Raw genomic sequence first — 24146 nt, 5'->3', positions numbered from 1 at the left:
ATGGAATTAAAAAAGCTTATTCTCCATATGGTATTATGGTTTTTTTATCAACTGGCAAAGTGTCTGCCAGTCAGACAAAATCGAATCACCTTTGTAACACTGACTTCGCAAATACTTACAGGTGATTTCAAACTCTTGGATGAAGAACTGAAGCGTTATCCGGATATTGAAATACGTTATATTCTCACAAAGTTTGAAAAGACGATAAAAGGTGATTTATTATATTTCCTAAATTGTATAAAACAGGTATTTCTTATCAATACAAGCAAAGTTGTTATTTTAAACGATAACAATTATGTAGTTTCTCATTTTAAAAGATCGCAGGTCAGGGTGCTTCAGGTATGGCATGCATGCGGTGCTGTAAAGAAATTTGGCAATGAAATTGATAGGCAGTATGAGATAAAAAACTATGATTATGTTCTTTCTACAAGTGATCAGTGGAAACCGGTATATGCGAAAGCATTTGGTGTTAATGAGCATCAGGTGCTGCCGTTAGGAATACCACGAACGGACGCTCTTTTTTCAAAGGAGTGCAGACTGGCATATAGAAATGAGCTACTGGAAAAGTATCCTGAATTGCAGGGTAAGTATGTAATCCTCTATACTCCAACCTTTCGAGGCAATATCATAAAGGGGCTGCGGCATGTGGATTTAGATCTTTCATCTCTGATTGAGAAGCTACCGGATCATTATGTTGTTATGTATAAGATGCATCCTTTGCTGCGTGATGTTGACCTTGGAAGTGGTGAGCAGATTCTGAATGTAACAGATGAAGAGCTGAATCATCTATATACGGTAGCAGATTGCCTGATTACGGATTACTCTTCTATTTTGTTTGACTTTTCAATTATGGAGAAAAAGGTCATTCTCTATACGCCTGATCTTGCGGAATATGGAGAAACACTCGGCTTCAACATAGATTTGAAATCCATACCCTTTCCGGTATGTCAGACAGCAGAGAGCCTGACGAAAGAGCTTTGTATAAAAGATTATGATAAGAAATCCATAAAAGCATTTAAGGATATGTATTTTATGTATCAGGATGGAGAAAGTACCAAAAGAGTAAGCAGCTTTATTTATCAACAGCTGAAACAATCATGAGTTATATGCGAAGGAGTAATTGAAGAATTTTCTTCGATTATTCCTTCTTTCATATTATTGGGCCGTTAGGCATCTTAAAAAATATGATGAAATTTAAGAATATTTAAGAAAAAAAAGGAAAGTCGCTATTCATAGAATGATATAATCATAGAGGTTAATAATAGTAAAGAATTAGAGAAAGTTGGAATGCAATGAAAAAAAATGATATACGTTATATGGCAGTATTGGGAATACTCATTGTTCTGATAACAGGTGTTCTCTTTACGCTGCTGCAAAGCAAACAGCTTGTATATGGTTCCATAACGGACTGGCTGAGTCAGCATGTGGCGTTTGCTGAATATTTCCGCGAGAATTTTTATCAAACAGGACAGCTGTATCCAGACTTTTCATTACAGCTTGGAGCTGGTCAGAATATGGCAGAGTTTATTTATTACGGGCTGCTGCGACCGGAGATATTGCTATCCTATGCGTTTCCTATGATCAAGATGTCTACCTACATTATGATCAGCAGTATTGCTCTCACAATCACAAGCACGGAATTGTTTTATTACTGGATAAGGAAACAAAATATTTCGCAACATGCTGCTTTTTTTGCTTCGGTTATTTTTTTATGTGCAGGTCCCATGCTGTTTCATACGCATAAGCATGTGATGTTCATCAACTATATGCCATGGCTTATACTGACATTTATCGGAATTCAACGCTATCTTCAAAAAAGGAAAAGCGCTCTTATGATGATTGGTATTGTACTGATGATTCTGGAAAGCTATTTCTATAGTGTCAGTGCTCTCTTTATGTGCGGTATCTATGCAATATATGAAATCCTGCGAATGCAGAAAAAAATTGATTATCTGGAGTCTCTTAAAACCATAGGCAGGCTGATGGGACAAGTGCTTATCGGTGTAGGCATCAGCTGTTTCATTCTCCTTCCAACGGTAATCATGATGTTCAGTCATACCAGAGAAGCAATCCAATCCCCTACACTTATGGAGTTGTTGAAGCCGGACATGGATATCAGCGCACTCACCTATACCGGATTCAGATCCAATGCGTATTCTGCGGGTATGTGTGTGATTGCCTTGGCTGCGGTTGTATATTTTATTTTCAGAAATTCCAAAGAAAAACGAGCTCTGGGTATCATGACTCTACTGATTACTATCCTACCCTTGTTTTGTTATATTTTAAATGGTCTGCAGTATGTACGGGAAAAGTCTTTGATTCCAATGATTCCGCTCATTGGCTATATGATTGCGGAAATGCTGTCTGAAATGGAAAACAAACCATCTCGCAGGCTGCTTTGGATTTTACCGTTTTTATTCCTTCCTTATTTCTTTATTGAATTGGAAAATCTGAAGCTTCTGTATTTGATAGACGCGTTCTTTTGTTCAGGAATTTTTATATTATATACGGTCACAAGAAAAAAATATATATTTGGTATATATCTGCTGTTTCCTTTGCTTTTAACAATGCCGACAAATAAAGTTGAGAATTTCGTAAAACAGTCTCAACTCTCAAAATTTGAAAATACAGATAAAAAAGCACAGGTGAAAGCTGCGCTGGATCAGGACTCTTCTCTTTATCGCTTTGATGATCTGCATTATGCTTTACGTACATGTAATCAGGTTCTGGATAGCCGAATGTATAAAACATCTCTGTATTCTTCAAATCGAAATCAGGATTACTCCTATTTTACGGACAAGGTGATGGGGATGCCGGGACCAAGCACGAATAATGCAACCGTCACTGCGGAAAAAAATTCTTTCTTTCAGTCACTGATGTCTGTTAAATATCTATATGGTAAGGGTACTGTTCCATTGCATTACAGCATCCTGTCCGGTGATAAAAACGGTTATGTAGCCGTTAATGAGAATGTATTGCCGATGGGGTATGCAACATCGGATTTGTTATCCAAACAGCAATTTCAAGACCTGAAATATCCTTATTCTATGGAAGCTGTATATAACAATGCAGTTGTTGAAAGAGCTGATGTGAAAGAGTGGAAGAGCAGCCTGCAGGAAGTGCAGCTTTCATATAAGCTTTTGCACATGGATGATTCTGTTACTGTAAAGAAGCTTAAAAATGGCTATCAACTGACAGTAAGTAAAAAAAGCACGATAAACTTACGATTGGATCAAAGCATCGACGGGCAATTGCTTATTTTGGATCTGCCGATTACTGAAATTAAAAAGCCGTCGAGAACAGTCGTAGGTATCGAAATTAACGGCATTGTGAATAAGCGCGGATCAAACAGTGATATGTATGGCAACAATAGAAATAATTTTCGTTATGTTCTGGATAGAGACAAGCCATGGAGAGATATCACTTTAAAATTGGAGAAAGGGGCTTATACAATTCAAAATCCCAAGGCATACCTTATGGATGGCAGTGTCTTAACCGAGCGAAATAAGAGCATAGATGCATTAAAAGGTGAGCGCATGTCAGGTAATAATGTATTAAAGGGAGAAATAGACGTTAGAGATGACGGTTATTTTGTAACCTCTATTCCGTTTGATAAGGGATTTACAGTACGTTTGGATAACCAAGAAATAGCATATGAAAAAGTTAATACAGCATTTGTTGGATTTCCAATAAAGAAAGGACATCATACTGTAGAAATTACGTATCAAATGCCAGGAAAAAGCGCTGGAATTATGGTCAGTATACTCTCTTTGCTGATTGCTACAGCACTATATCTGAAACAAAAAGATCCATACAGCGGTGGAACAGATTCGAAGTCTTTCCAATAAAATGTTTGAATATTTTTTGGTGTTTGAAAAAGAAGAATCTCTGAATCTGGAATTACAGCCGCTTTCCGATTTATTGAATTATATTAGAGAAAATATTGAGTTTATGCAGCAGGATGATATGAATATCACCTATACACTGGAGGATGAACACTATCAGATTGCATGTAATATTGAAATGCTGCAAAGAGCAATGGACAATTTATTCTCTAATATGCATAAATATGCAGATCACAGTGCTACAGCCATTGTGCATGGAATTTGCGAAGGCAATCAATACCAGTTATACATGAGTAATCAGATTTGCATAGATGATGAAAAAGTAGAAAGTAACAGAATTGGATTGAAAAGTGTAGAAAAAATAATAATGATGCATAATGGAACAGTGAATATTGATGTAAAAGGGAATACATTTACCGTTGTATTAGAGCTGCCATTGGTTATTGCAGAATGAATCGCAGAATCATGGGAACAATGAAACTAATGCAATGATTTGCAGATTTTAAGAAACCTTAAGATAAAGCTGATAGCAAACAAAAATTATGAATGTTAAAATATAGAAGGAAGCTGGCTTTCCTTTGCTATAAATGTTTAGTTTTATAATCAGATATGATTTCTTTATTACTGATTGCTGATAAAAGACTGGAAAACATAAGGAAAATGGCGTATTCTTATATATAGCGTATATAAGCTAAGCAGATATAAAAGAGGTATTTTATGGATGAGAAGAAGAAAAATATAATAGAACTGCTAAACTATGTCGTTGTTGGTGGTTTGACAACACTTGTGAATTTTGTTGTGTATTTCTTCTGTACACATATACAACTGCATTATTTAATAGCAAATGTTATAGCATGGATATTTGCAGTGCTGTTCGCCTATATAGCGAATAGAAAATATGTGTTTAAGAGTGAAGGAAATGATCAGAAAGCTGAATTTATACAATTTGTGTCTCTGCGTGCTGTAACACTTGTTGTGGAAAGTCTTCTGCTGTTTGTCTGTATCCAATTAGCAGCTATGAATGAAAATATTGCGAAGATTTTTGTCAGCATTGTTACGGTTATAGGCAATTACGTATTTTGTAAATTTATGATTTTCAAACCAAAAACGCAGGAATAGTGAAACGAGGGATGTATTATGAAATTGTCGCTGGTAGTGCCTTGTTATAACGAGGCTGATAACGTAGAGTTATTTTATGAAAAGGTCGAAGCTACTTTTCGGAATGAAGCCTTTGATTATGAATATATATTCATCAATGATGGTAGTCGGGATCAAACTTATGTTAAGCTAAAAGAGCTTGTAAAGACATATCCGGACGCTCATATTAACATCATAAACTTTTCACGCAACTTTGGAAAGGAAAGTGCAATGTATGCAGGGATGAAAGAGTCAGTTGGTGATTATACCGTTATTATAGATGCTGATCTTCAACAGGATCCGGCCTATGTTCTTCGCATGATGCAGATTCTTGATGAGGATGACAATCTGGACAGTGTTGCAGCCTTCCAGGAGAAGCGTAGGGAAGGAAAAATTTTACGAGGCTTCAAATCAGCATTTTATCATATGATAAATCGTGTTTCACAAGTAGAATTTGTTGATGGAGCTAGTGATTTTCGTTTACTTAGCCGTCCTATGGTTGATGCCATTTTGTCATTGCCTGAAAATAATAGGTTTTCAAAGGGAATTTTTTCCTGGGTCGGATTTCATACATATTATATGGCTTATGATGTTCAGGATCGTGTAAACGGACAGTCCAGCTGGTCCTTCTGGAAGCTGTTTAAATATGCAATCGAAGGCTTTGTATCATTTACGACGATGCCGCTGCGTATAGCGACGGTATTCGGTATCACTTTTTCAGCACTGGCATTTCTATATTTGATAGTGGTATTGATACAGAAATTGATTATGGGAATCACTATTCCAGGCTATGCGACAATTATTTGTCTGATTTTGCTGATTGGTGGTATTCAACTGTTTTGTCTTGGAATCATGGGTGAGTATCTTGCCAGAACGTATATGGAGACAAAGCGAAGACCAATCTATGTACAGAGAAACAAAATTGATTATAAGGAACGAATAAAGTAGTATAGGCAGACTTGCCTGTGCTGCTTTTTTTGCTGTGTATGTTTACTAATCGAGCAAATATAAAGAAATCTTAAGAAATAAGTGCTGTAATGAATCTTTATGATATTCTACAAGTATGAACAGGTGGTTTAAGAAAGGGAAGGAAAATGTAAAAGAAAAAAAGATTACAGCGGCTTTGAGCGCCATCGTCTTGGGAGCAGTTCTTATGCCCTCCTCTGTATTTGCCAGTATAGATCGATAGGGGATTGATTTGAAATTAAGTATGAATAAAGGCATATTTAATCCGAAGTAAGGGAAAAACATTAAATTAAGCTCATACTTGGATAGCATACTTTAAAAACAGTGAAGAAGGTGATCGACTTATACAAAATCTGGAATAGGATTTATATCATAGTAACTTTTAGGAATTAGCTGAATAGTCTAAAATTTATAACAGCTTAAATAGGAGGGCGTACCATGGAAAAGAAACACAAGCTAGCAGCTGCCGTGCTTGGCATAGCAGCAGTATGCACAATTGGAATTATTGCTACACAGTATAGCAGCAAGGAAGAATATGTATCCTTGCAAGGGAGTGCATTATCCAGCCCGACAGACAGGAGTTGTAATTGCGGGAGACAAAGAATATGTTGTCGGTGAGGATGGCTTTGAACCTGGATATTATGACGTTTCTACAAAGGAGCCGGTTAAGACGAACGCATTTAAACTTGGGGTTAATCAAACAATATTGAATATAAGATATTACAATCGTAACAAGATATCATTATCACAGGGTAGCTCTGTGATAATGACGCGCTCTAAATTCGAACCATTGAATTTCATGATGATATCGCCGTATTGAACAATACCACAGGAGCATTTCGGTGTGGAGAAGAAATTGAAGCGGGAACATTCGAAGTAAGTGTCGAAGGTAAGCATAAAAATGCAGAGATATTTTTCCAGGTGGAGATGAATACTGAAAATAAATGGGAGGCTGTGGATAACGTACAGGTTAAAAATAAAAAGAGTGCAACTCTCAAAATTCAGGGAAACGAGTATTTGAATATCGTAAATTTTTATCCTGAATATGGTGATTTCAAGATATATATCAAAAAAGTTGAATAAGCAATTCTGAAGTCATAGAGGTATAATTATTACATTCCTTAAGAGTATTGCTTAAAGAACTACGGAGTTGGGTCTTCCTAAAGGATATCGAGTAGCCTTTTTCGCAAGAGAATAAGGCATTGTATTCATTCCTACAAATTATAAATCAATCGAAAGACGGCGTTTAAATATAGAATAAATGGAAAGAATATCAGAGAAATGCTCGGATATTCTTTTCTTTTAAAATTTTCATAAATCGTGGAAGCGGTATCCTTTCTTTCTGTTTGTCACAAAAGAGAAGATAGACCATAAAATAGCAGGAGAAGGGAGGCTTTGCGCACTTTACGTACAGTTTTTGTATTTGTAATTACGTGTAAAATAATGTAAAATAAAAGGCGAGCTGGAAGGAGTAGTTAAAGTTATGGCTAACGAATTTAAAAACAAAAATGAGTTCAAGGAAGAGTTTCAAAGAAGAATTATAGAGCGCTACGGCCGTTCTTTTGAACAGGCCCACATCACTGAAAAATATATGATTCTGGGGGAAATGGTTCGTGACTATGCAAGCATTCACTGGAACGCCAGTAAGAATGTCGTAGCCGAAAAACAGGAAAAGCAGATGTATTATTTTTCCATGGAATTTCTTATGGGAAGACTGCTGACAAATAACCTGATGAATCTGGGGATCTATGAAATCGCCAAGGAAGGTCTTGCCGAGCTTGGACAGGATATCAATGAACTGGAGGATCTGGAAAGCGATGCAGGTCTTGGAAACGGTGGCCTGGGTCGTCTGGCTGCCTGCTTCCTCGATTCACTTGCTAGTCTGAATCTGGCGGGACATGGAAACTGTATCCGCTATGAATACGGTCTCTTCAAACAGAAAATCGTAAACAACGAGCAGGTGGAGGTACCTGACCAGTGGCTGTCTTTAGGCAATGTCTGGGAAGTGCGGAAACCGAAGCATGCAGTTAATGTCAACTTTGGCGGACATGTGGACATGTGGATGGGAGAAGACGGCAAGGCAATCGTTAAACATGTGCCGTCCCTGATTGTACGTGCCGTACCTTATGACATGCCGATTGTCGGACAGAACACCAACCTGACAAATACACTTCGTCTGTGGAGTGCAGAGGTTGCGGATGATGCTTGTGATGCGAGCAGTCTGAACGAATATGTAAACGAGGTGCGTGAAATCTGCCGCAATGTTTATCCGGATGATTCCACCGAGCATGGCAAGATTCTGCGTCTGAAGCAGCAGTATTTCTTCGTAGCCGCAGGATTGAATAATATTATCGAATCGCACATGTCTACCTATCATACACTGGATAACTTCTCGGAAAAGGTTGCGATTCAGCTGAACGATACCCATCCGGTACTCTGTATACCGGAGCTGATGCGTATTCTTATGGATGATTATAAATATGACTGGGATCAGGCTTGGGATATTACAAAGAATACCATGGCATATACAAATCATACTGTCTTGAGCGAGGCTCTGGAAAAATGGCCGATTCAGTATGTACAGGATTTGTTGCCGCGCGTATTCATGATTATCGAGGAAATCGATCGTCGCTTCAAATATGAGGTAAGTCATGATATGGGCAGATCTGATCTGATGAATGAGTGCTGCGTGTTGAAGGACGGACAGGTTCACATGGCAAACCTGGCAATCATCGGCTCTCACAGTGTCAACGGTGTAGCTGCACTGCATACGAAAATTCTGAAAGAGGATGTTATGAAGAACTTCCATGACATCTATCCGAATAAATTCAACAACAAAACAAACGGTATCACACACAGAAGATGGCTGCTGTACTCCAACCCGCAGCTGAGCAACCTGCTGGAAAAGACGATTGGTCCTGATTTTAAAGCAAACCCGGAGCGTCTGCAGGATCTTATGAAGTATGTAGATGACAAGGATCTGCAGAAGGAATTTATGGATGTGAAGATGGAGCGCAAGAAAATCCTTGCGGCTTATATTAAGGAGACACTGCACATTGATATCGATGTCAATTCCATTTTCGATGTACAGGCAAAGCGTCTGCATGCCTATAAGCGTCAGCTGCTGAATGTCATGAACATTATCGATTTGTACTTCCGTATGAAACAGGATCCATCCTTCCGTATCTATCCGAGAACCTTTATCTTTGCGGCAAAGGCAGCGCCTAGCTATACATTTGCCAAAGAGGTTATTAAGCTGATTCATTATGTGGCCGACAAGGTAAACAATGATTCGGATGTCTCTCCGTATATGAAGGTTGTCTTCATTCCGAACTACGGTGTGAGCATAGCGGAGATTCTGATGAATGCCGCAGATGTTTCCGAACAGATTTCCACTGCCGGTAAAGAGGCAAGCGGTACCGGAAACATGAAATTTATGATGAACGGTGCGATTACACTGGGGACCATGGATGGTGCCAATGTGGAAATCGTGGAGAAAGTAGGCTATGATCATGCGGAAATCTTCGGCTTACGTGCAGATGATGTAGCCCTTGTCAAGCATGAAAACACCTATGATGTATGGCGGAAATACAATGAGAACGCCAACATCCAGAAGGTGGTAAACAGCTTTGTGGATTCCACCTTCTCCAATGATCCGAAGGACTTCAAGCAGATTTATAACGAGCTGATGTTCAAGAATGATGAGTATCTGCTGCTGGCGGATTTCGAAGCGTATTCTCACGCACAGAAAAATATTGAAGAGCGTTACCGCAATAAAGAGGAATGGGCAAAAACCTGCCTGATCAATATCGCACAGTCCGGTTACTTCTCAAGTGATCGTACGATCAAGCAGTATGCGGATGAAATCTGGAATATTGAACCGGTAAATATGAAATAAACGAAAACAGGAAAGAACTGGACATTCAGTTCTTTTTTCTGCTTTCATGACATCTTGACTTGAAAAATATCTGTTTCGCCTATACAATGGTGAAAAAGGAAAGAGGGATGATATGAAGGAACAGCTGAAGCATTATATACAGGAACATATGGAGGAATACAAATATCTGGTTAATGATCTGTATGAACACCCGGAAATCGGAAATCAGGAGTTTCGTTCCATGCGTGTCCTGTGCAAGATGCTGCGCAAAGAGGGATTTGAAGTAACGGAGGAATACGTGGTACCGACCGGCTTTCTTGGTGTATGGAACAGTGGAAAACCGGGGCCTGTCATAGCCTATATGTGTGAATATGACGCCTTACCGGAGGTTGGACATGGCTGTGGTCACAATCTGATTGCCGGAATGTCACTGGCAGCGGGTTGTGCGTTAAAAAGCATACTGTCGAACATCGGCGGAGAGGTGCGCATTATTGGCACACCGGCAGAGGAAAATTTCGGAGGGAAGGTTTCCATGGCTGCTGCACATGTGTTTGATGATGTGGATGCGGCGCTGATGCTGCACCCGGATACAAAGAACTCCCTTGGGGGAAGAACACTTGCCATTTATCCACTGCGCTTTGAGTTTTTTGGGCAGAATGCACATGCCTGTACACCGCAGAACGGAAAGAGCGCTCTGGATGCGGCAGTTATGAGCTATATGTCAATCAATCTGCTGCGTCAGTTCGCAGAACCGAATACATTTATCCATGGAGTAATCGCGCATGGAGGAGAAGCTGCAAACGTTATTCCTGCGTATGCGAGTCTGGAATACTATTTCCGCGGGGAAACGATGGAATATGTAAAGGAGCTTTGTGAAAAAGCAAAAGCCTGTGTAGAAGGCGCCTGTACGATGAGCGGATGTACAAGTCGTATTACCACCTATGAGTGTCCGTATGATGACTGTGTTATCAACTATACTCTTGCGGATATGCTGAAGGATGAGTATGAGGATTTCGGTTATCCATGGGAAGGGGTGGACGAGGTTGCGCAGGGAAGCAGTGATGTGGGAAGTGTCAGCTATTGCTGTCCAACCCTGCAGGGCTATATCAAAATCGCGGACAGCTGTGTAAACGGTCATTCCCGTGAAATGGCAGCTGCCACGATATCACAGCAAGGCAGCCGGGCACTGTTCGACGGAGCACTTGCATTAGCTGATATCGGCAGACGTCTCATTATGGAGCCTGATATCATGGAGAAGGCATGGCGGGAACTTAAGGCCAATAGAAAATAATCCCAATTGCCGCTTTTCTGCTGCCAAAGGTGCAAAGGAAACCGAATCCAAATAGCGTAAACAGAACAAGGGAAAGGTTCTCTGCCATCTTGCGCTTATAAGAATTTAAACCATGATGCATCAGCTTGATAATACTTAAATAGTATCTGTACAAACGGTGGTATGCCGAAAAACTATCCTTCGTGCAGGTGCTTTTTTCAAGCCAAGATAAGGAGTAGATCAAGCAGCTTTTTTTCCTTTTCAATAAGAATACAATGCTTACTATTTCTATGACTTTGTATTACAAAAAGGTATAAAATTCCTTACCTTTCTACTGCTGTCGACTGTCTTATGTTCCTGAAAGCTGAAATTGTAATCCGGATGATGCCATAAACACCCCTCATTTCCCTGTAATCTGAACAGATTAGCAGAAGAACAGCACCTGTTTTACCTTTCTGGTGATAAACCTGGAAAACTCTGGTATAATAATACATGGTGATAAGTATGCGACAGGAAAAGTATTACGAGGCATATCTGGATGACTATGACAAGGTCATTGTATTTATGTCAAGAAACAGCTATGAGGGAGTCAGCAATAAATTCTATCTGAAGGATGATCAGGGGCATCTCTTTGACCTTCACATTCAGTCCATAGAAACAACACAAAATAATTACAATAAATATACACTGGCATTATACGATCCCATCGAAATCGGTGTGGAATATCAGGTGATGCATCAGCATGCACGGGGTGTGGTGCTGGAATACAGCGGTATCGTCAAGACAGAGCGTTTTGATGAACAGTTTTTTTATGACGGTAATGATCTCGGCTATACCTATGACAGAGACCAGACTGCATTTGCCTTATGGGCACCGACAGCCAGCAGAGTCAAGCTGGAGGTCTGCAAGAACAACCGTCTGTATACGTATGAAATGAAACGGACAGACAAGGGGGTATACCGCTATACCATATTGGAAAATCTGGAGAATGCGACCTATGTCTACCTTGTCCGGGTAAACGGTGTCTGGCGGGAAAGCATTGACCCGTATGGGACAGCTTCGATTGAAAATTCACGCAGAAGTGCGGTTGTCGATTTGGATAAAATCCGCGTGCGGGACGTACCCCTGCCGAAAATGACCAGTGCCTGCGATGCCATTATCTACGAAACGAGCGTGCGCGATTTCACGATGCAGAAGGGAATCGGTGTCACAATGCCTGGAAAATTCCGTGGGTTTGTAGAGGAAAATGAAATAACGAAGCAGCAATGCAGCGGATTTTCTTATCTGAAGACATTGGGAATCACGCACATTCAGCTGATGCCGGTCACGGATTTTGGCTCTGTGGATGAAAACTATCCGCTGATGCATTATAACTGGGGCTATGATCCGGTGCAGTATCGTGTTCTGGAAGGCAGCTTCAGTACAGAACCGGCGAATCCATACGGCCGTATGTTCGAGCTGACAAAGCTTATAGAGGAATGCCACAAGCAGGGGATCCGTGTCAATCTGGATGTCGTATTCAACCATGTATACGATAAGGAAACACATGCCTTTGAAAACACTGTACCGAATTACTATTTTCAAATGAATGAAAACGGTGACTTCTCAAATGGTACCTATTGCGGAAATGATGTGGATTCCCGCAGAAACATGTGTCATAAATATATTGTGGATGCCTGTACCTATCTGGTAAGAACCTATCATATTGACGGCTTCCGCTTCGATTTGATGGGAATTCTGGATGTGGCAACCATCAATGCGGTATATGAGGCCTGCAAAGCACTCAATCCGGATTTCATGGTTTATGGCGAGGGCTGGGATATGCCGAGCTTTCTGGATTCCGGAAAACGTGCCAGTATTTCCAACAATGCACAGATGCCGTATGTCGCTCATTTCTCCGATCGCTTCCGGGATGTTGTCAAGGGACGTACGAATACCAACGAGGTCAGTGTCAAGGGCTATTGCACCGGGGCAGTCTACCTGCTTGATATCATGAAGAACTGTCTGAGCGGCAGCTGTACGAATATTGGAATGGAGCCGATGTTCACCCATCCGAGAAACGCTGTCAATTATGTGGAATGCCATGACAATATGACGTCTTGGGACAAGCTGAAGGAATGCTGCAAGGAAGACAGCAAGGAGGTGCGCATTGCCCGTGCCAAAATGCTGATGGCGGCAGTTCTGCTTGCGCAGGGTATCCCTTTCATCCACTCCGGACAGGAATTTGCCCGCAGCAAGCACGGGCTTCCCAACACATATGAAGAAAGTGATGAAATCAATAAACTGGATTATCTGCGCAGAAACCAGTATCAGGATATGGTGAAAATCACAAAGGATCTGATCCGTATCCGCAAGGAGCATCCGATTTTGCGTTATTCCATGAAAGAGGATGTGGAACAGCACGTGTCCTTTTCGGATATCGCCCAAAAGGTACTGCTGTATAAAATCAGGGACGAGCATGATGATATGGTGATTATCTTCAATCCGACAGGAGAATATTTTTCCTATGAATTTGAGGCGGCATATCCGCTGCTATATTATAACGGAGCATCCGAGGATATCCTGATTAAAAAGGTCAATATCGAGCCTTACAGTACGATTGTATTCAGTCGAAATGACTTTTTGAAACCCGGCATCCGATAATTGGAAAGCAGAACATGGTGATTCTCGTTTGACTTTCAAAATAAACTTGGTATAATGAAACAGGATATTTTTACACGTCTGTGTAACTGACCGTATTGAAAACCCTGCATTCGCGAGGGAACACGAATACAGAAAAGGGGCGAGTCTTATGAAAATCGCAATCGTAACCGACAGCGGCAGCGGTCTGACAAAGCAGCAGGCCGGCGAATTAGGAATTTATTATCTGCCATTGCAAATCATCATTCAGGACAAAATGTTTCTGGATGGAGAGAATATAACCGTAGAAGAGATTTATGAGTATCTGAGAAACGGCGAAATGCCGACAACCTCCATGCCTCCTATGGGACTTGTGGAGGAGCTGTTTACACAGCTTAAGGCGGAGGGCTATGAAGCGGTCATTGCAGTTCCGCTGAGTGGCGGCTTATCCTCCACCTCCAGTGTCATGCAGGCGGTAGCCAAGGAGCATCAGGTGAATCTGCATGTCATCGAATCGTATACAACCTGCAATATCCAGCGCTATCTGGCAATCAGTGCCAGTCAATTGGTCGAGCAGGGACATGATCTGGAAACGATCGTGGAGCGTCTGCGTGCGAGTGCGGCAGATAGCGGGACACTGATTATACCGGATGATTTGCAGCATCTGAAGCGTGGAGGCCGGCTGACACCGCTGGCAGCTGCACTTGGCGGACTGCTGAAAATCAAGCCGATTTTGCGATTGGATCGTGAAAGTGAAGGCAAGGTGGATGTGTACGATAAGGTTCGTACCATGAGCAAGGCACAGTCCAAGGCAATCTCCACATTTCAGGAGCACGGCTTGAATGAAGCCTACACGCTCACTGTTCTTCACAGCGGGGCGCCAAAGGAAGGCGAAAAGCTGAAAGCCATGATGGAAGAGGCGTTTCCCGGACTGGATGTATACTATGGCCTGATCGGTGCAGTTATCAGTGCACATACCGGTGTAGGCTGTCTGGGGATTCAGTATATCCGCAAGGTGGAAATGTAAAAGGTGCCCGGTGCACCTTTTGTCTTATACAAGCGGAAACCGTCGAACCGAAGGAGACACAGTTTTTTTTGAAGAGAAAATAAGGTATAATAGAAACAACAGGAGGCTGAATCATATGAAAATAGCATTTGTGACAGACAGTGGGACCGGGAAATCCGTAGGCGAGCTTGCGCAGGCTGAAATCTACAGCGTACCTCTGCAGGTCAGCTGTGACAATAAAAATTATCAGGATTTGGAGGAGCTGGGCATTGATGAAATTTATGCTCTGATGAAGGATGGAAAGATGCTTTCCACCTCCCTGCCTTCTCTTGGAAAAATTGAGGAGCTGTTTCAGGGACTGAAGCAGCAGGGCTATGACATGATTTTTGCGGTACCGATTTGCAGCGGATTAAGCGGTACGATCAATGCCATGGAAATGATTGCACAGCAGCAGGGTATCGCGTTTGATTATGTTGACTGCCATGTAACAGCGGTAGTGCAGGAATACATGATCAAGCTGGCGAAGCAGCTGCATGAGGCTGGAAAAAGCATTGAGCAGATCAAGGAAGTGCTGCAGCGCATTATGCATACAACCAATACCATACTGTTGCCAAGCGATTTGCAGCATCTGAAACGCGGCGGACGTCTGACACCGCTGGCAGCCACATTGGGCGGCTTGCTGAAAATCAAGCCGATTCTGAAAATCAATGAGGAAACAAGCGGTAAAATTGATGTGCTGGACAAGGTTCGCACGATGCACAAGGCGATGGACCGTGTAATTGAAATTATGAAGCGTGAGCATGTGGATGATTCCTATCTGATCACCGTTGCCCATGCGGATGACGAGGCTGAGGCACTTGTGTATATGGACAAGCTGAAACAGGCTTTTCCAAATGCAACGCATCAGATCATCAAGCTGGTAAGTGTGGTAGGTGTTCACACGGGACGCGGCTGTCAGGCGGTTCAGTATTTTAAACAGATCAAGGAATAAGGAAGAAATCCCGGACAAAGCAATCTGTGAGCGATAGTATAAAACGATTCCTGCATAGGCATCGAAAATTTCAGTCATAATCAAAAAGCATAAAGCACAGAACAATCATATAACATGAATGCTCCGTGCTTTTTTTATGAGAAAACTCCAGCAGAGCCGGGGTGTTTGTTTTATGTAAGAGTGTTATAAGCAACAGACATATGTTAGTTGCCCACTCCTTTTCTCTGCTCTTTCTTTTTCAAAAGGCTGTAGTCCCATCCAATAGGCTGTGTAAGCTGATGGTATCGAAATCAGGGAATAGCTTTAGCTGCCGTGATGGTGCCCTTTTCTCATCTGCCTTCCATGGCATCCTTCCGGTACTGCCGAAGGATCATAACGCTCCAAAACGGAATACAGCTCCTTCATGCTTAGCTTTTGCAGCTCCTCGACACTCTTTGCAGAATCATGCCGAAGGATTTCATCAATTACACGATACTTCCCGGCAGACATATGATGCTGCTGTGCTTCCTGATGCGTATCATCATCCAAATGGGAACAGTGAAACTGATTTTGCGGCACCACTTCCTCCAGCTGCTGATTGATCTGCTGTTCCAGATCCAGAGAAACACTGCTGTTTTCAGAATACACGCTGACCTCCAGAAAGCCTGTTTTCATATAAGCGGAAACCTGTTCATTGTCCAGCAGCATCTGAAGTGCTGTATCCAACTGCTTTCCCTCCAGCTGTAGCTCAGTCAGAATGTTGTCCGCATCCTTATTGTAGGCAGTGACCCTCACCACCCGCTGCTGTTCATCCAGCTTCCATTCCATACTTGGATTGATATCCAGAGTCACATAGCTGTATACTGCCAAAGTAGGGGCAGGAGCCGGTGCAGGAGAAGCCTCCATCAGCCTCCAGGGCTGAAACAGAACAACCAGAAGGCAGGTGACACAAAGCGTGAGAGCTGCTGTCATACCGGTTCTTTTCTTTCTGCTTCTTTGCTTCATGACGTTGTGAAGGGTTTTCTGTTTGATTTCATCACTGGCATGAATGCCGTCAAACTCATCGAAAATCATCAAGCTCACCTCCCAGTTTTTCACGCAGCGCTTCCCTGCCTCTTTTCAGCCAGGTATGGATTGTATTTTCATTTTTTCCTTTGATTTCAGATATTTCCCGCACCTTATAGCCTTCATAATAAAACAGATACAGGACATCACGGTAATGCGGAGGAAGCTGATTCAATGTATCCAGCAGGAAATAGGAAGCCTCGCTAAGATCGGCACAGGCCTCCACCTCAGTCTGTAAATCTGCATGTTTATGGAACCAACCGCGAAATCTCTCCCTGCATGCATTCATTGTTACCTTTAACAGCCATGCCTTCTCATGCTCACGGTCCCGAAACGGTTCACTCTGCGCATACTTCAGAAAGACTGTCTGGAACACATCCTCGGCATCTGCCCGCTGCTTCATATGCAGAACACAGATTTTCTGTACCATATCCGCATACAGCTCTATGGCATTTTGTATTTCCTCTTCACTCTTCATACCGTTATCATCCCTCTATGCCTCCATTATACCGCAATTTTTGAAACCATGTTTGTTCTATCGTCCGTGATGGCCGTTTCCATTGCCGTGATGCGCTCCCTGGCCACGACCTTCACTATGGTGATACCCCTGCATACCGTTATTGCAGTTTTCATTCAACTGGTGAGTTCCATCACAGTTTTCACTATGCTGATGAATTCCGTCGCAATTTTCGTGATATGGGCAAGGGTTGGATGCAGTATCTGCGACCTGTTGTGCAGTCTGTGATACCGGCTGCTGTGAGCTGTTTGCGTTCGCTGTACTCACTGCTTCCGGCTGTACCGTGGTGTTGGAAGCAGGTGTTGTTGACGCATTCTGTTTCCGTGTCGTCTGCGCCTGTCTCTGTGCTGCTTCAGCCTGACATTTGGCAGCCGCATCTCTTGCCGCCTGCTGTTCCTTTAACGTACGCAGGCATCCATCCGCCGCAGAATGCATATGAGAATGATAGCCTCCGCATAGATAAGCTGTATCCTGTGCATGAATCTGTGTACCTACACCTGCCGCAAGTCCGATTGCCAGCAGGGATGCTAACATAACTTTCTTTTTCATTTTGTTTCCTCCTTAGGGTTTCCATCTATAACATGCCGCAGCCCTTAAAAACCTTTCAAAGAAATTTAATTTTTTTCCAAACTTTGAAATTCCTACAAAAAAGATGCGAAATCTTAGGCTTTTTCGGGAATACTAATGTATAATAATATGGTAAGTTTGGAGGTAATGATTATGAATCATGACTATATAGATATCAAAGGCGCTAGAGAAAACAATTTGAAAAACATTGATATCCGTATCCCGAGAGACAAGTTTGTCATCATGACCGGTGTATCCGGTTCCGGTAAGACATCTCTTGCATTTGATACGGTCTACGCAGAGGGACAGCGGCGGTATGTGGAATCGCTGAGTGCCTATGCACGCCAGTTCCTTGGCAACAGTGAGAAGCCGGATGTGGATTCCATTGAGGGACTTTCCCCGTCCATTTCCATCGATCAGAAGACGACCAGCAACAATCCGCGTTCCACGGTCGGAACGGTCACGGAAATCTATGACTATTTGAGACTTCTGTATGCAAGGGTGGGTATCCCCTACTGTCCGACACACAATGAACCCATCACATCACAGACGATCAAGCAGATGGTGGACCGTATCATGGAAATTGAGGATAAGACACGCCTGACCATCTTATCTCCAATCGAGCATGGCAAAAAGGGAACCCACAGGGATTTGTTTGAGCATCTGCGCAAGGAAGGCTATATCCGTGTCCGCGTTGACGGAGAAATGAAGCTTCTGGAGGATGTGGAGTCTTTGGAGAAAAACAAAAAGCACAATATCGATGTGGTGGTAGACCGGATCGTAAAGGGGAGTGATCGTTCCCGCCTCCACGATTCACTGGAAACTGCGCTGAAACTGAGTGATGGACTGGCGGTTGTTACATATAATGAAGAGGAGATTCTGTTTTCCAGCAATTATTCCTGTAAATACTGCGGCTTCAACATTCCGAAGCTGGAGCCGCGGCTGTTTTCCTTCAATGCACCGTTTGGTGCCTGTGACCACTGCAAGGGACTTGGCATCACGCAGAAGGTGGATGTGGATTATCTGATCCCGGATCGCACCAAGTCCATACGACAGGGCGGTATTATATATTATAAGAATATTGTCGGAACAGAAAATCTGGAATGGCAGCGTTTCAAGGCACTTATTGACTATTATAAGATTGATATCGATAAACCGATCAAGGATCTGAAGAAAAGCGAACTGGACATATTACTGTATGGTTCTAAGGATCTCATTTCCTATCGGCTGGCAAGCCGCAGCGGCAATGTCATGAAAAAGACGGAATTTATTGAGGGTGTATGTACTCTGATTGAACGCCGTTACATGGAAACCAGCTCTACAATGTCCAGAGAATGGTATGCGACCTTCCTTGCGGAGGCACCGTGCCCAATCTGTAAGGGACGCCGCTTGAATGAACAGGCATTAAGTGTTCGCGTAGGTGGCATCAACATTTATGAATGGACAACCATGTCTGTCAAGCAGGCAATCGAATTTATGAAGCAGCTGGAGCTGACACAGCAGCAGAAGGACATCGCTAAGCTGATCCTCAAGGAAATCGCAGATCGTCTGGGCTTTTTGAGCAATGTCGGTCTCGGTTATCTGACGCTGGATCGACTGGCAGGCTCTTTGTCCGGAGGAGAAGCGCAGCGAATCCGTCTGGCAACCCAGATCGGTTCCCGTTTAAGCGGTGTTCTGTATGTACTGGATGAGCCGAGTATCGGTCTGCATCAGCGGGACAACGACCGTCTGATCGACACCCTGAAAAATATGCGGGATCTTGGCAACTCACTGATTGTTGTAGAGCATGATGAGGATACGATGCGCGCCAGTGATTATGTCATTGATATCGGTCCGGGCGCCGGAATTCATGGCGGCAATGTTGTCGCAGCCGGTACACCGGAGGAGGTCATGGCAAATGAAAACTCCTTAACCGGTCAGTATCTGAGCGGGAAACGAAAGATAGAAATCCCTACGAAACGACGTAAGGGAAACGGCAAGAAGCTGGAGATTGTCGGTGCCAGCGAAAACAACCTGAAAAATGTCAGTGTGAAAATCCCTCTGGGAACATTAACGGTCGTTACCGGTGTGAGCGGCAGTGGAAAATCATCCCTCGTTAATGAGGTGTTAAGCAAGGGTGTCATGCATTCACTTGGAAGAACAAGAATCCGTCCCGGCAAGCATAAGAAAATCAAGGGGATTGAAAACATCGACAAGCTGATTGATATTTCACAGGATCCAATCGGAAGAACACCGCGGAGTAATCCTGCGACCTATACCGGCGTATTTGACGATATTCGTGATCTGTATACACAGACCCCGGAAGCAAAGATGCGCGGCTATGAAAAGGGACGCTTCTCCTTCAATGTGAAGGGCGGGCGCTGTGAAGCCTGTCAGGGAGATGGCATCCTGCGCATATCCATGCACTTTTTGCCGGATGTCTATGTCCCATGCGAGGAATGCGGCGGCAAGCGCTACAATGAAGAAACCCTGCAGGTAACCTACAAGGGAAAAAATATTTATGATGTTCTGGAAATGAGCGTGGAGGAAGCGATTGACTTTTTCTCCAATATGCATAAAATTAAACATAAGCTGCAGACGCTGAAGGATGTCGGTCTGGGCTACATCAAGCTGGGACAGAGTGCAACCTCCTTGTCCGGCGGTGAAGCGCAGCGTGTCAAGCTGGCAAGCGAGCTGCAGAGAAAAGCAACCGGTAAAACCCTGTTTATACTGGATGAGCCGACAACCGGTCTGCATACCCATGATGTGAAAAAGCTTCTGGAGGTATTGCAGCGGATTGTGGAAAACGGTGATACGGTCATTGTCATTGAACACAATCTGGATGTTATCAAAAGTGCGGATTATATCATTGATATCGGTCCGGAGGGCGGTGACGAAGGCGGTACGATCATTGCGAGCGGAACACCGGAGCAGATCATCAAGGTAGAAAACAGCTATACCGGTCAGTATCTGAAAAAGGTACTGGAGAAAGGATAGTGCATATGGAAGAACAGAATATCGTGAAAGTCAGAACGCTTGTCGAAAACTTTGACTTCATACAGATAACCGGAGATGATGCATCTCTGGAGCGTCCCATTGTCATTGCGGATACCAATCGCCCCGGTCTGGAGCTGGCAGGCTATTTTGAGAATTCCCAGCAGAAGCGGCTGGTTATTCTCGGAGATAAGGAAATCGCCTATATTGCGACAATGAGCGTACACAAGCAGCGAAAATCCTTTGACTTTATCACCAACGAACAAACACCGGCCATTATTGTGACCAAGGGACATAAGTGTCCGGATGTATTAAAGCGCTATGCGAAGCGGAAAAACTTTCCGATTTTCCTATCCAGCTCCCCGACCTACCGTCTGATTGTCGATATCGTGGCGTTTCTGGATGAGCAGCTGGCAACCAGTATGTGCATTCACGGAGGACTGCTCTCCATCTATGGAAAAGGTGTACTGATTCGCGGGGAAAGCGGAATGGGGAAAAGTGAAATCGCATTGGAGCTGATCAAGCGCGGTCACCTGCTGGTGGCGGATGACCGAGTGGACTGTTATCGAATCCACAACAAAATTGTAGGGAAGGCTCCGGAGCTGTTGCGGGAAATGCTGGAAATTCGTGGAATCGGTGTCATCAATGTATCCAGAATGTTCGGCGTCAGCTCTGTCCTGCCTAAAGCAGAAATCAATTTCCAGGTCAATCTGGAGCCGTGGAAAGCGGATCAGGATTATGACCGCGTAGGAATCGAAGAAAAAAAGCATGAGAATATTCTGGGCATCGACATACCGAAAATCGTTGTCCCGGTGCGTGAAGGCCGTTCTATGGCAGTCATTATTGAATCTGCGGTAACGAATTATATGTTATCCGTCATGGGGATGGACAGCGCCAAGGAGTTTGAGCAGCGTGTCCTTGACTATATCGAAAAGAACAAGAATGAACAATAGGAGGCTTTTATGACAATTTTTCCCGATATGAAAACCGTATTGACGATAGGATCCTTACAGGTCACATGGTACGCCGTGCTGATTCTGTCCGGTGCCTTTCTGGCATATTTTTTATCTCTTCGTCAGTTTAAGAAATGGGGGTATAAGGAAGATGTATTTGAAAACTTCTTTCTGATGATGCTGCCGATCGCCATCATCGGTGCCCGTCTGTATTATGTTATCTTTGAATGGAACAATCTGTATGCGGCAGACCCGATCCGTATCTTCTATATATGGGAGGGCGGTCTGGCGATTCACGGGGGTGTGATTGCCGGAACGATATTCGGATGGTTCTACTTCCGCCGCTATCAGTATAACGGACTGCGTATTATGGATGTTGTTTTTCCGAATATGATGCTTGCGCAGGCAATCGGCCGCTGGGGGAATTTCATAAATCAGGAGGCGTATGGCGGTGTGGTAAATGCCAGCTTCTATGATCATTTCCCGGCCTTTATCCGTGATCACATGTATATTGACGGTGCATTCCGTCAGCCGACCTTCCTGTATGAAAGCGTCGGAAATCTGATTGGCTTCGTATTGATTACCGTTGTTTATAAAAAACACGGCAGAAAAAAACGCGGGGATCTGGCATTTGCCTATCTGGCATGGTATGGCATGATTCGCTTCTTTATTGAAGGAATGCGAACCGATTCCCTGATGCTGGGAGGACTTCGCGTCGCACAGCTGGTATCTCTGCTCGGTGTCCTGATCGGCATTTTAGGAATACTCGGTGTCTGGGATAAGGTATTTAAAAACATCTATCCGTTTAAAAAGCACAAGCCGGCGGTGATCTTTGATCTGGACGGCACACTGGTGGATACCAAGGAGCTGATTTACAAGTCCTTTGAGCATACCTTTGCACAATACAAGCCGGGCTATACATTGAGTGAAGAGGAAAAGCAGTCCTTTCTGGGACCTACGCTGAAGCAGTCCTTCTTGCGCTATTTCAAGGAGGAACAGGTGGATGAAATCATCGCCTGCTATCGTGCTTTCAATCATGAGCATCATGATGAATTTGTCAAGCCGATTCCCCATGTGAAGGAAACGCTGGAATATTTAAAGGCAAACGATTATCCGCTTGCCGTCATGTCCAACAAGCTGCAGGACATTGTCCGTATGGGATTGAAGCAGTTTAATCTGGAATCGTATTTTGAGATTATCCTGGGCGGTGCGGACGTTGAGCGGCCGAAGCCCGATCCGATTGGTATTCTGACTGCCTGTGAACAGCTGCATGTTCCGCATGATGATGTTGTCTATGTAGGGGATGCACCTACGGATATAGAGGCATGTAAGAAGATGGGCGCCTTCTCGGTAGCCTTTGTCTATGAAGAATCACGGGCACAAGAGATGCAGTTGTGCAAACCCTGTGCTATCATTAGAGACATGTCTGATCTGATTACGATCATAAAGGAGGATCACGAATGGAGCGACGTTACGATTTAATTATCATTGGTGCCGGACCTGCCGGCATGAGTGCGGCAATATATGGAAGCAGAGCCGGCTTGAAAACAGCAATGCTGGAAATGGGGGCTCCCGGAGGAAAGCTGATCAAGACGGCGGAAATCAGCAACTGGCCGGGCATTATTGAAACAAACGGTGCCAAGCTGGCAAGCGATATGTTTGAGCATTCCACATCCTTTGGTGCGGAATACCTGTATGGCAATGTCATCCGTGTGGAGGATGGCGCATATAAAAAAATCATCTGTGAGGATGGAACGGAGTATGAGGCAAAGGCTGTCATTGTGGCAACCGGAACACAGGAGCGTATGATGAATGTGCCGGGGGAACTGGAAAATGTCGGACGCGGTGTATCCTATTGTGCAGTATGCGACGGTGCATTTTTCCGCGATCAGGAGGTTGTGGTCATCGGCGGCGGCAACTCTGCGCTGGAGGAAGCAAATTATCTGACACAGTTTGCCAGCAAGGTGAATATCATAATACGACGGGATGTATTCCGTGCAGACAGCATTGTTCAAAATGCAATCAAGGATAATCCAAAAATCACGGTGGTGACAAAGCATGTGCCGGTGCGTGTTGTCGATGACGGTATGCGCGTTACCGGTCTGGTCATACGAAACGTGGATACGAATGTGGAAACAGAAATGAAAACACATGGCATATTCCCGTATATCGGACTGGATCCGGCAACCTCCTTTTTAGAGGGGCTGGGTATCCTGGATGAGCGCGGCTACATGATCGTGGATGAAAACTGTGAAACAAAGGCAAAGGGCATCTATGGTGCCGGAGACGTCATTGCGAAAAAACTGCGCCAGGTTGTTACGGCAACCAACGACGGAGCCATTGCGGCACAGCATGCATTTCATGAGATAAAGGGGATCTGA

At 43.5% G+C, this 24146-nt stretch carries 19 protein-coding genes; 16 read left to right on the top strand and 3 right to left on the bottom strand.

Features of this window, described 5'->3' with window-relative positions:
* The 12 genes from G4D54_20215 to G4D54_20160 all read left to right on the top strand — a co-directional run bounded on the left by G4D54_20215 (position 1) and on the right by G4D54_20160 (position 15711).
* Complete coding sequence (locus tag G4D54_20215) at positions 1–1101, top strand: CDP-glycerol--glycerophosphate glycerophosphotransferase (GenBank protein ID QJA04591.1); 1101 nt, start codon at positions 1–3, stop codon at positions 1099–1101.
* A 191-nt stretch (positions 1102–1292) separates the two neighbouring features.
* The gene (locus tag G4D54_20210) at positions 1293–3848 is read left to right on the top strand and encodes a YfhO family protein (protein ID QJA04590.1); all 2556 of its coding nucleotides are present in this window, start codon (positions 1293–1295) and stop codon (positions 3846–3848) included.
* A 1-nt stretch (position 3849) separates the two neighbouring features.
* Positions 3850–4299, top strand: coding sequence for a sensor histidine kinase (locus tag G4D54_20205; GenBank protein ID QJA04589.1), 450 nt, complete (start codon positions 3850–3852; stop codon positions 4297–4299).
* Positions 4300–4562: 263 nt separating this feature from the next.
* Positions 4563–4964, top strand: coding sequence for a GtrA family protein (locus G4D54_20200; protein ID QJA04588.1), 402 nt, complete (start codon positions 4563–4565; stop codon positions 4962–4964).
* A gap of 18 nt (positions 4965–4982) precedes the next feature.
* The gene (locus G4D54_20195) at positions 4983–5930 is read left to right on the top strand and encodes a glycosyltransferase family 2 protein (GenBank protein QJA04587.1); all 948 of its coding nucleotides are present in this window, start codon (positions 4983–4985) and stop codon (positions 5928–5930) included.
* Positions 5931–6483: 553 nt separating this feature from the next.
* Complete coding sequence (locus G4D54_20190) at positions 6484–6768, top strand: hypothetical protein (GenBank protein QJA04586.1); 285 nt, start codon at positions 6484–6486, stop codon at positions 6766–6768.
* Positions 6765–7031 carry a hypothetical protein gene (locus G4D54_20185; GenBank protein ID QJA04585.1) on the top strand — a complete coding sequence of 89 codons (267 nt, stop codon included), beginning with the start codon at positions 6765–6767 and terminating at the stop codon, positions 7029–7031. The genes G4D54_20190 and G4D54_20185 overlap by 4 nt, the downstream gene beginning before the upstream one ends.
* 400 nt (positions 7032–7431) lie before the next feature.
* Entirely contained in the window at positions 7432–9846 is a 2415-nt protein-coding gene (locus G4D54_20180) for a glycogen/starch/alpha-glucan phosphorylase (protein ID QJA04584.1), read from the top strand.
* A 112-nt stretch (positions 9847–9958) separates the two neighbouring features.
* On the top strand, positions 9959–11116 hold the full coding sequence (locus G4D54_20175; protein QJA04583.1) for a M20 family metallopeptidase: 1158 nt from the start codon (positions 9959–9961) through the stop codon (positions 11114–11116).
* Between the two features lie 483 nt (positions 11117–11599).
* Positions 11600–13738, top strand: coding sequence for a type I pullulanase (gene pulA, locus G4D54_20170; GenBank protein QJA04582.1), 2139 nt, complete (start codon positions 11600–11602; stop codon positions 13736–13738).
* A gap of 148 nt (positions 13739–13886) precedes the next feature.
* Positions 13887–14741 carry a DegV family protein gene (locus G4D54_20165; GenBank protein QJA04581.1) on the top strand — a complete coding sequence of 285 codons (855 nt, stop codon included), beginning with the start codon at positions 13887–13889 and terminating at the stop codon, positions 14739–14741.
* A gap of 115 nt (positions 14742–14856) precedes the next feature.
* Positions 14857–15711: a DegV family protein gene (locus tag G4D54_20160; protein ID QJA04580.1), complete on the top strand. Its 855-nt coding sequence runs from the start codon at positions 14857–14859 to the stop codon at positions 15709–15711.
* A gap of 303 nt (positions 15712–16014) precedes the next feature.
* Here the strand turns inward: G4D54_20160 and G4D54_20155 are convergent, their stop codons facing one another.
* Genes G4D54_20155 through G4D54_20145 form a run of 3 tightly spaced genes read right to left on the bottom strand, consistent with a single transcriptional unit; the run spans position 16015 to position 17821 of the window.
* Positions 16015–16764, bottom strand: a complete 750-nt coding sequence (locus G4D54_20155; protein ID QJA04579.1) for a hypothetical protein — start codon at positions 16762–16764, stop codon at positions 16015–16017.
* A complete protein-coding gene (locus G4D54_20150; protein ID QJA04578.1) occupies positions 16751–17233 on the bottom strand; it encodes an RNA polymerase sigma factor in 483 nt (160 codons plus the stop codon). Before G4D54_20150 ends, G4D54_20155 begins: the two co-directional genes overlap by 14 nt.
* A 57-nt stretch (positions 17234–17290) precedes the next feature.
* The gene (locus tag G4D54_20145) at positions 17291–17821 is read right to left on the bottom strand and encodes a hypothetical protein (protein ID QJA04577.1); all 531 of its coding nucleotides are present in this window, start codon (positions 17819–17821) and stop codon (positions 17291–17293) included.
* Positions 17822–17992: 171 nt separating this feature from the next.
* Here G4D54_20145 and uvrA point away from each other — a divergent pair, with 171 nt between their 5' ends.
* Genes uvrA through trxB form a run of 4 tightly spaced genes read left to right on the top strand, consistent with a single transcriptional unit; the run spans position 17993 to position 24146 of the window.
* On the top strand, positions 17993–20815 hold the full coding sequence (gene uvrA, locus G4D54_20140; protein QJA04576.1) for an excinuclease ABC subunit UvrA: 2823 nt from the start codon (positions 17993–17995) through the stop codon (positions 20813–20815).
* Positions 20816–20820: 5 nt separating this feature from the next.
* Positions 20821–21765 carry an HPr(Ser) kinase/phosphatase gene (gene hprK, locus G4D54_20135; GenBank protein ID QJA04575.1) on the top strand — a complete coding sequence of 315 codons (945 nt, stop codon included), beginning with the start codon at positions 20821–20823 and terminating at the stop codon, positions 21763–21765.
* 9 nt (positions 21766–21774) lie between these two features.
* Positions 21775–23247 (top strand): prolipoprotein diacylglyceryl transferase, encoded by a 1473-nt coding sequence (locus G4D54_20130; GenBank protein ID QJA04574.1) that lies wholly within the window; start codon positions 21775–21777, stop codon positions 23245–23247.
* A complete protein-coding gene (trxB, locus tag G4D54_20125) occupies positions 23226–24146 on the top strand; it encodes a thioredoxin-disulfide reductase (protein ID QJA04573.1) in 921 nt (306 codons plus the stop codon). Before G4D54_20130 ends, trxB begins: the two co-directional genes overlap by 22 nt.

Source organism: [Clostridium] innocuum, from assembly GCA_012317185.1.
GTDB classification, from domain to species: Bacteria; Bacillota_I; Bacilli_A; order Erysipelotrichales; family Erysipelotrichaceae; genus Clostridium_AQ; species Clostridium_AQ innocuum.
Note: the sequence above shows the minus strand (reverse complement) of the source record. Positions and strands in the feature narration are given on the sequence as shown.

Excerpts from the sequence above, each read along its gene's own strand:
- G4D54_20215 (QJA04591.1), top strand. The coding sequence starts at position 1 with ATGGAATTAAAAAAGCTTATTCTCCATATGGTATTATGGTTTTTTTAT.
- G4D54_20210 (QJA04590.1), top strand. The coding sequence starts at position 1,293 with ATGAAAAAAAATGATATACGTTATATGGCAGTATTGGGAATACTCATT.
- G4D54_20205 (QJA04589.1), top strand. The coding sequence starts at position 3,850 with ATGTTTGAATATTTTTTGGTGTTTGAAAAAGAAGAATCTCTGAATCTG.
- G4D54_20200 (QJA04588.1), top strand. The coding sequence starts at position 4,563 with ATGGATGAGAAGAAGAAAAATATAATAGAACTGCTAAACTATGTCGTT.
- G4D54_20195 (QJA04587.1), top strand. The coding sequence starts at position 4,983 with ATGAAATTGTCGCTGGTAGTGCCTTGTTATAACGAGGCTGATAACGTA.
- G4D54_20190 (QJA04586.1), top strand. The coding sequence starts at position 6,484 with ATGTATCCTTGCAAGGGAGTGCATTATCCAGCCCGACAGACAGGAGTT.
- G4D54_20180 (QJA04584.1), top strand. The coding sequence starts at position 7,432 with ATGGCTAACGAATTTAAAAACAAAAATGAGTTCAAGGAAGAGTTTCAA.
- G4D54_20175 (QJA04583.1), top strand. The coding sequence starts at position 9,959 with ATGAAGGAACAGCTGAAGCATTATATACAGGAACATATGGAGGAATAC.
- pulA (QJA04582.1), top strand. The coding sequence starts at position 11,600 with ATGCGACAGGAAAAGTATTACGAGGCATATCTGGATGACTATGACAAG.
- G4D54_20165 (QJA04581.1), top strand. The coding sequence starts at position 13,887 with ATGAAAATCGCAATCGTAACCGACAGCGGCAGCGGTCTGACAAAGCAG.
- G4D54_20160 (QJA04580.1), top strand. The coding sequence starts at position 14,857 with ATGAAAATAGCATTTGTGACAGACAGTGGGACCGGGAAATCCGTAGGC.
- G4D54_20155 (QJA04579.1), bottom strand. The coding sequence starts at position 16,764 with ATGATTTTCGATGAGTTTGACGGCATTCATGCCAGTGATGAAATCAAA.
- G4D54_20150 (QJA04578.1), bottom strand. The coding sequence starts at position 17,233 with ATGAAGAGTGAAGAGGAAATACAAAATGCCATAGAGCTGTATGCGGAT.
- G4D54_20145 (QJA04577.1), bottom strand. The coding sequence starts at position 17,821 with ATGAAAAAGAAAGTTATGTTAGCATCCCTGCTGGCAATCGGACTTGCG.
- uvrA (QJA04576.1), top strand. The coding sequence starts at position 17,993 with ATGAATCATGACTATATAGATATCAAAGGCGCTAGAGAAAACAATTTG.
- hprK (QJA04575.1), top strand. The coding sequence starts at position 20,821 with ATGGAAGAACAGAATATCGTGAAAGTCAGAACGCTTGTCGAAAACTTT.
- G4D54_20130 (QJA04574.1), top strand. The coding sequence starts at position 21,775 with ATGACAATTTTTCCCGATATGAAAACCGTATTGACGATAGGATCCTTA.
- trxB (QJA04573.1), top strand. The coding sequence starts at position 23,226 with ATGGAGCGACGTTACGATTTAATTATCATTGGTGCCGGACCTGCCGGC.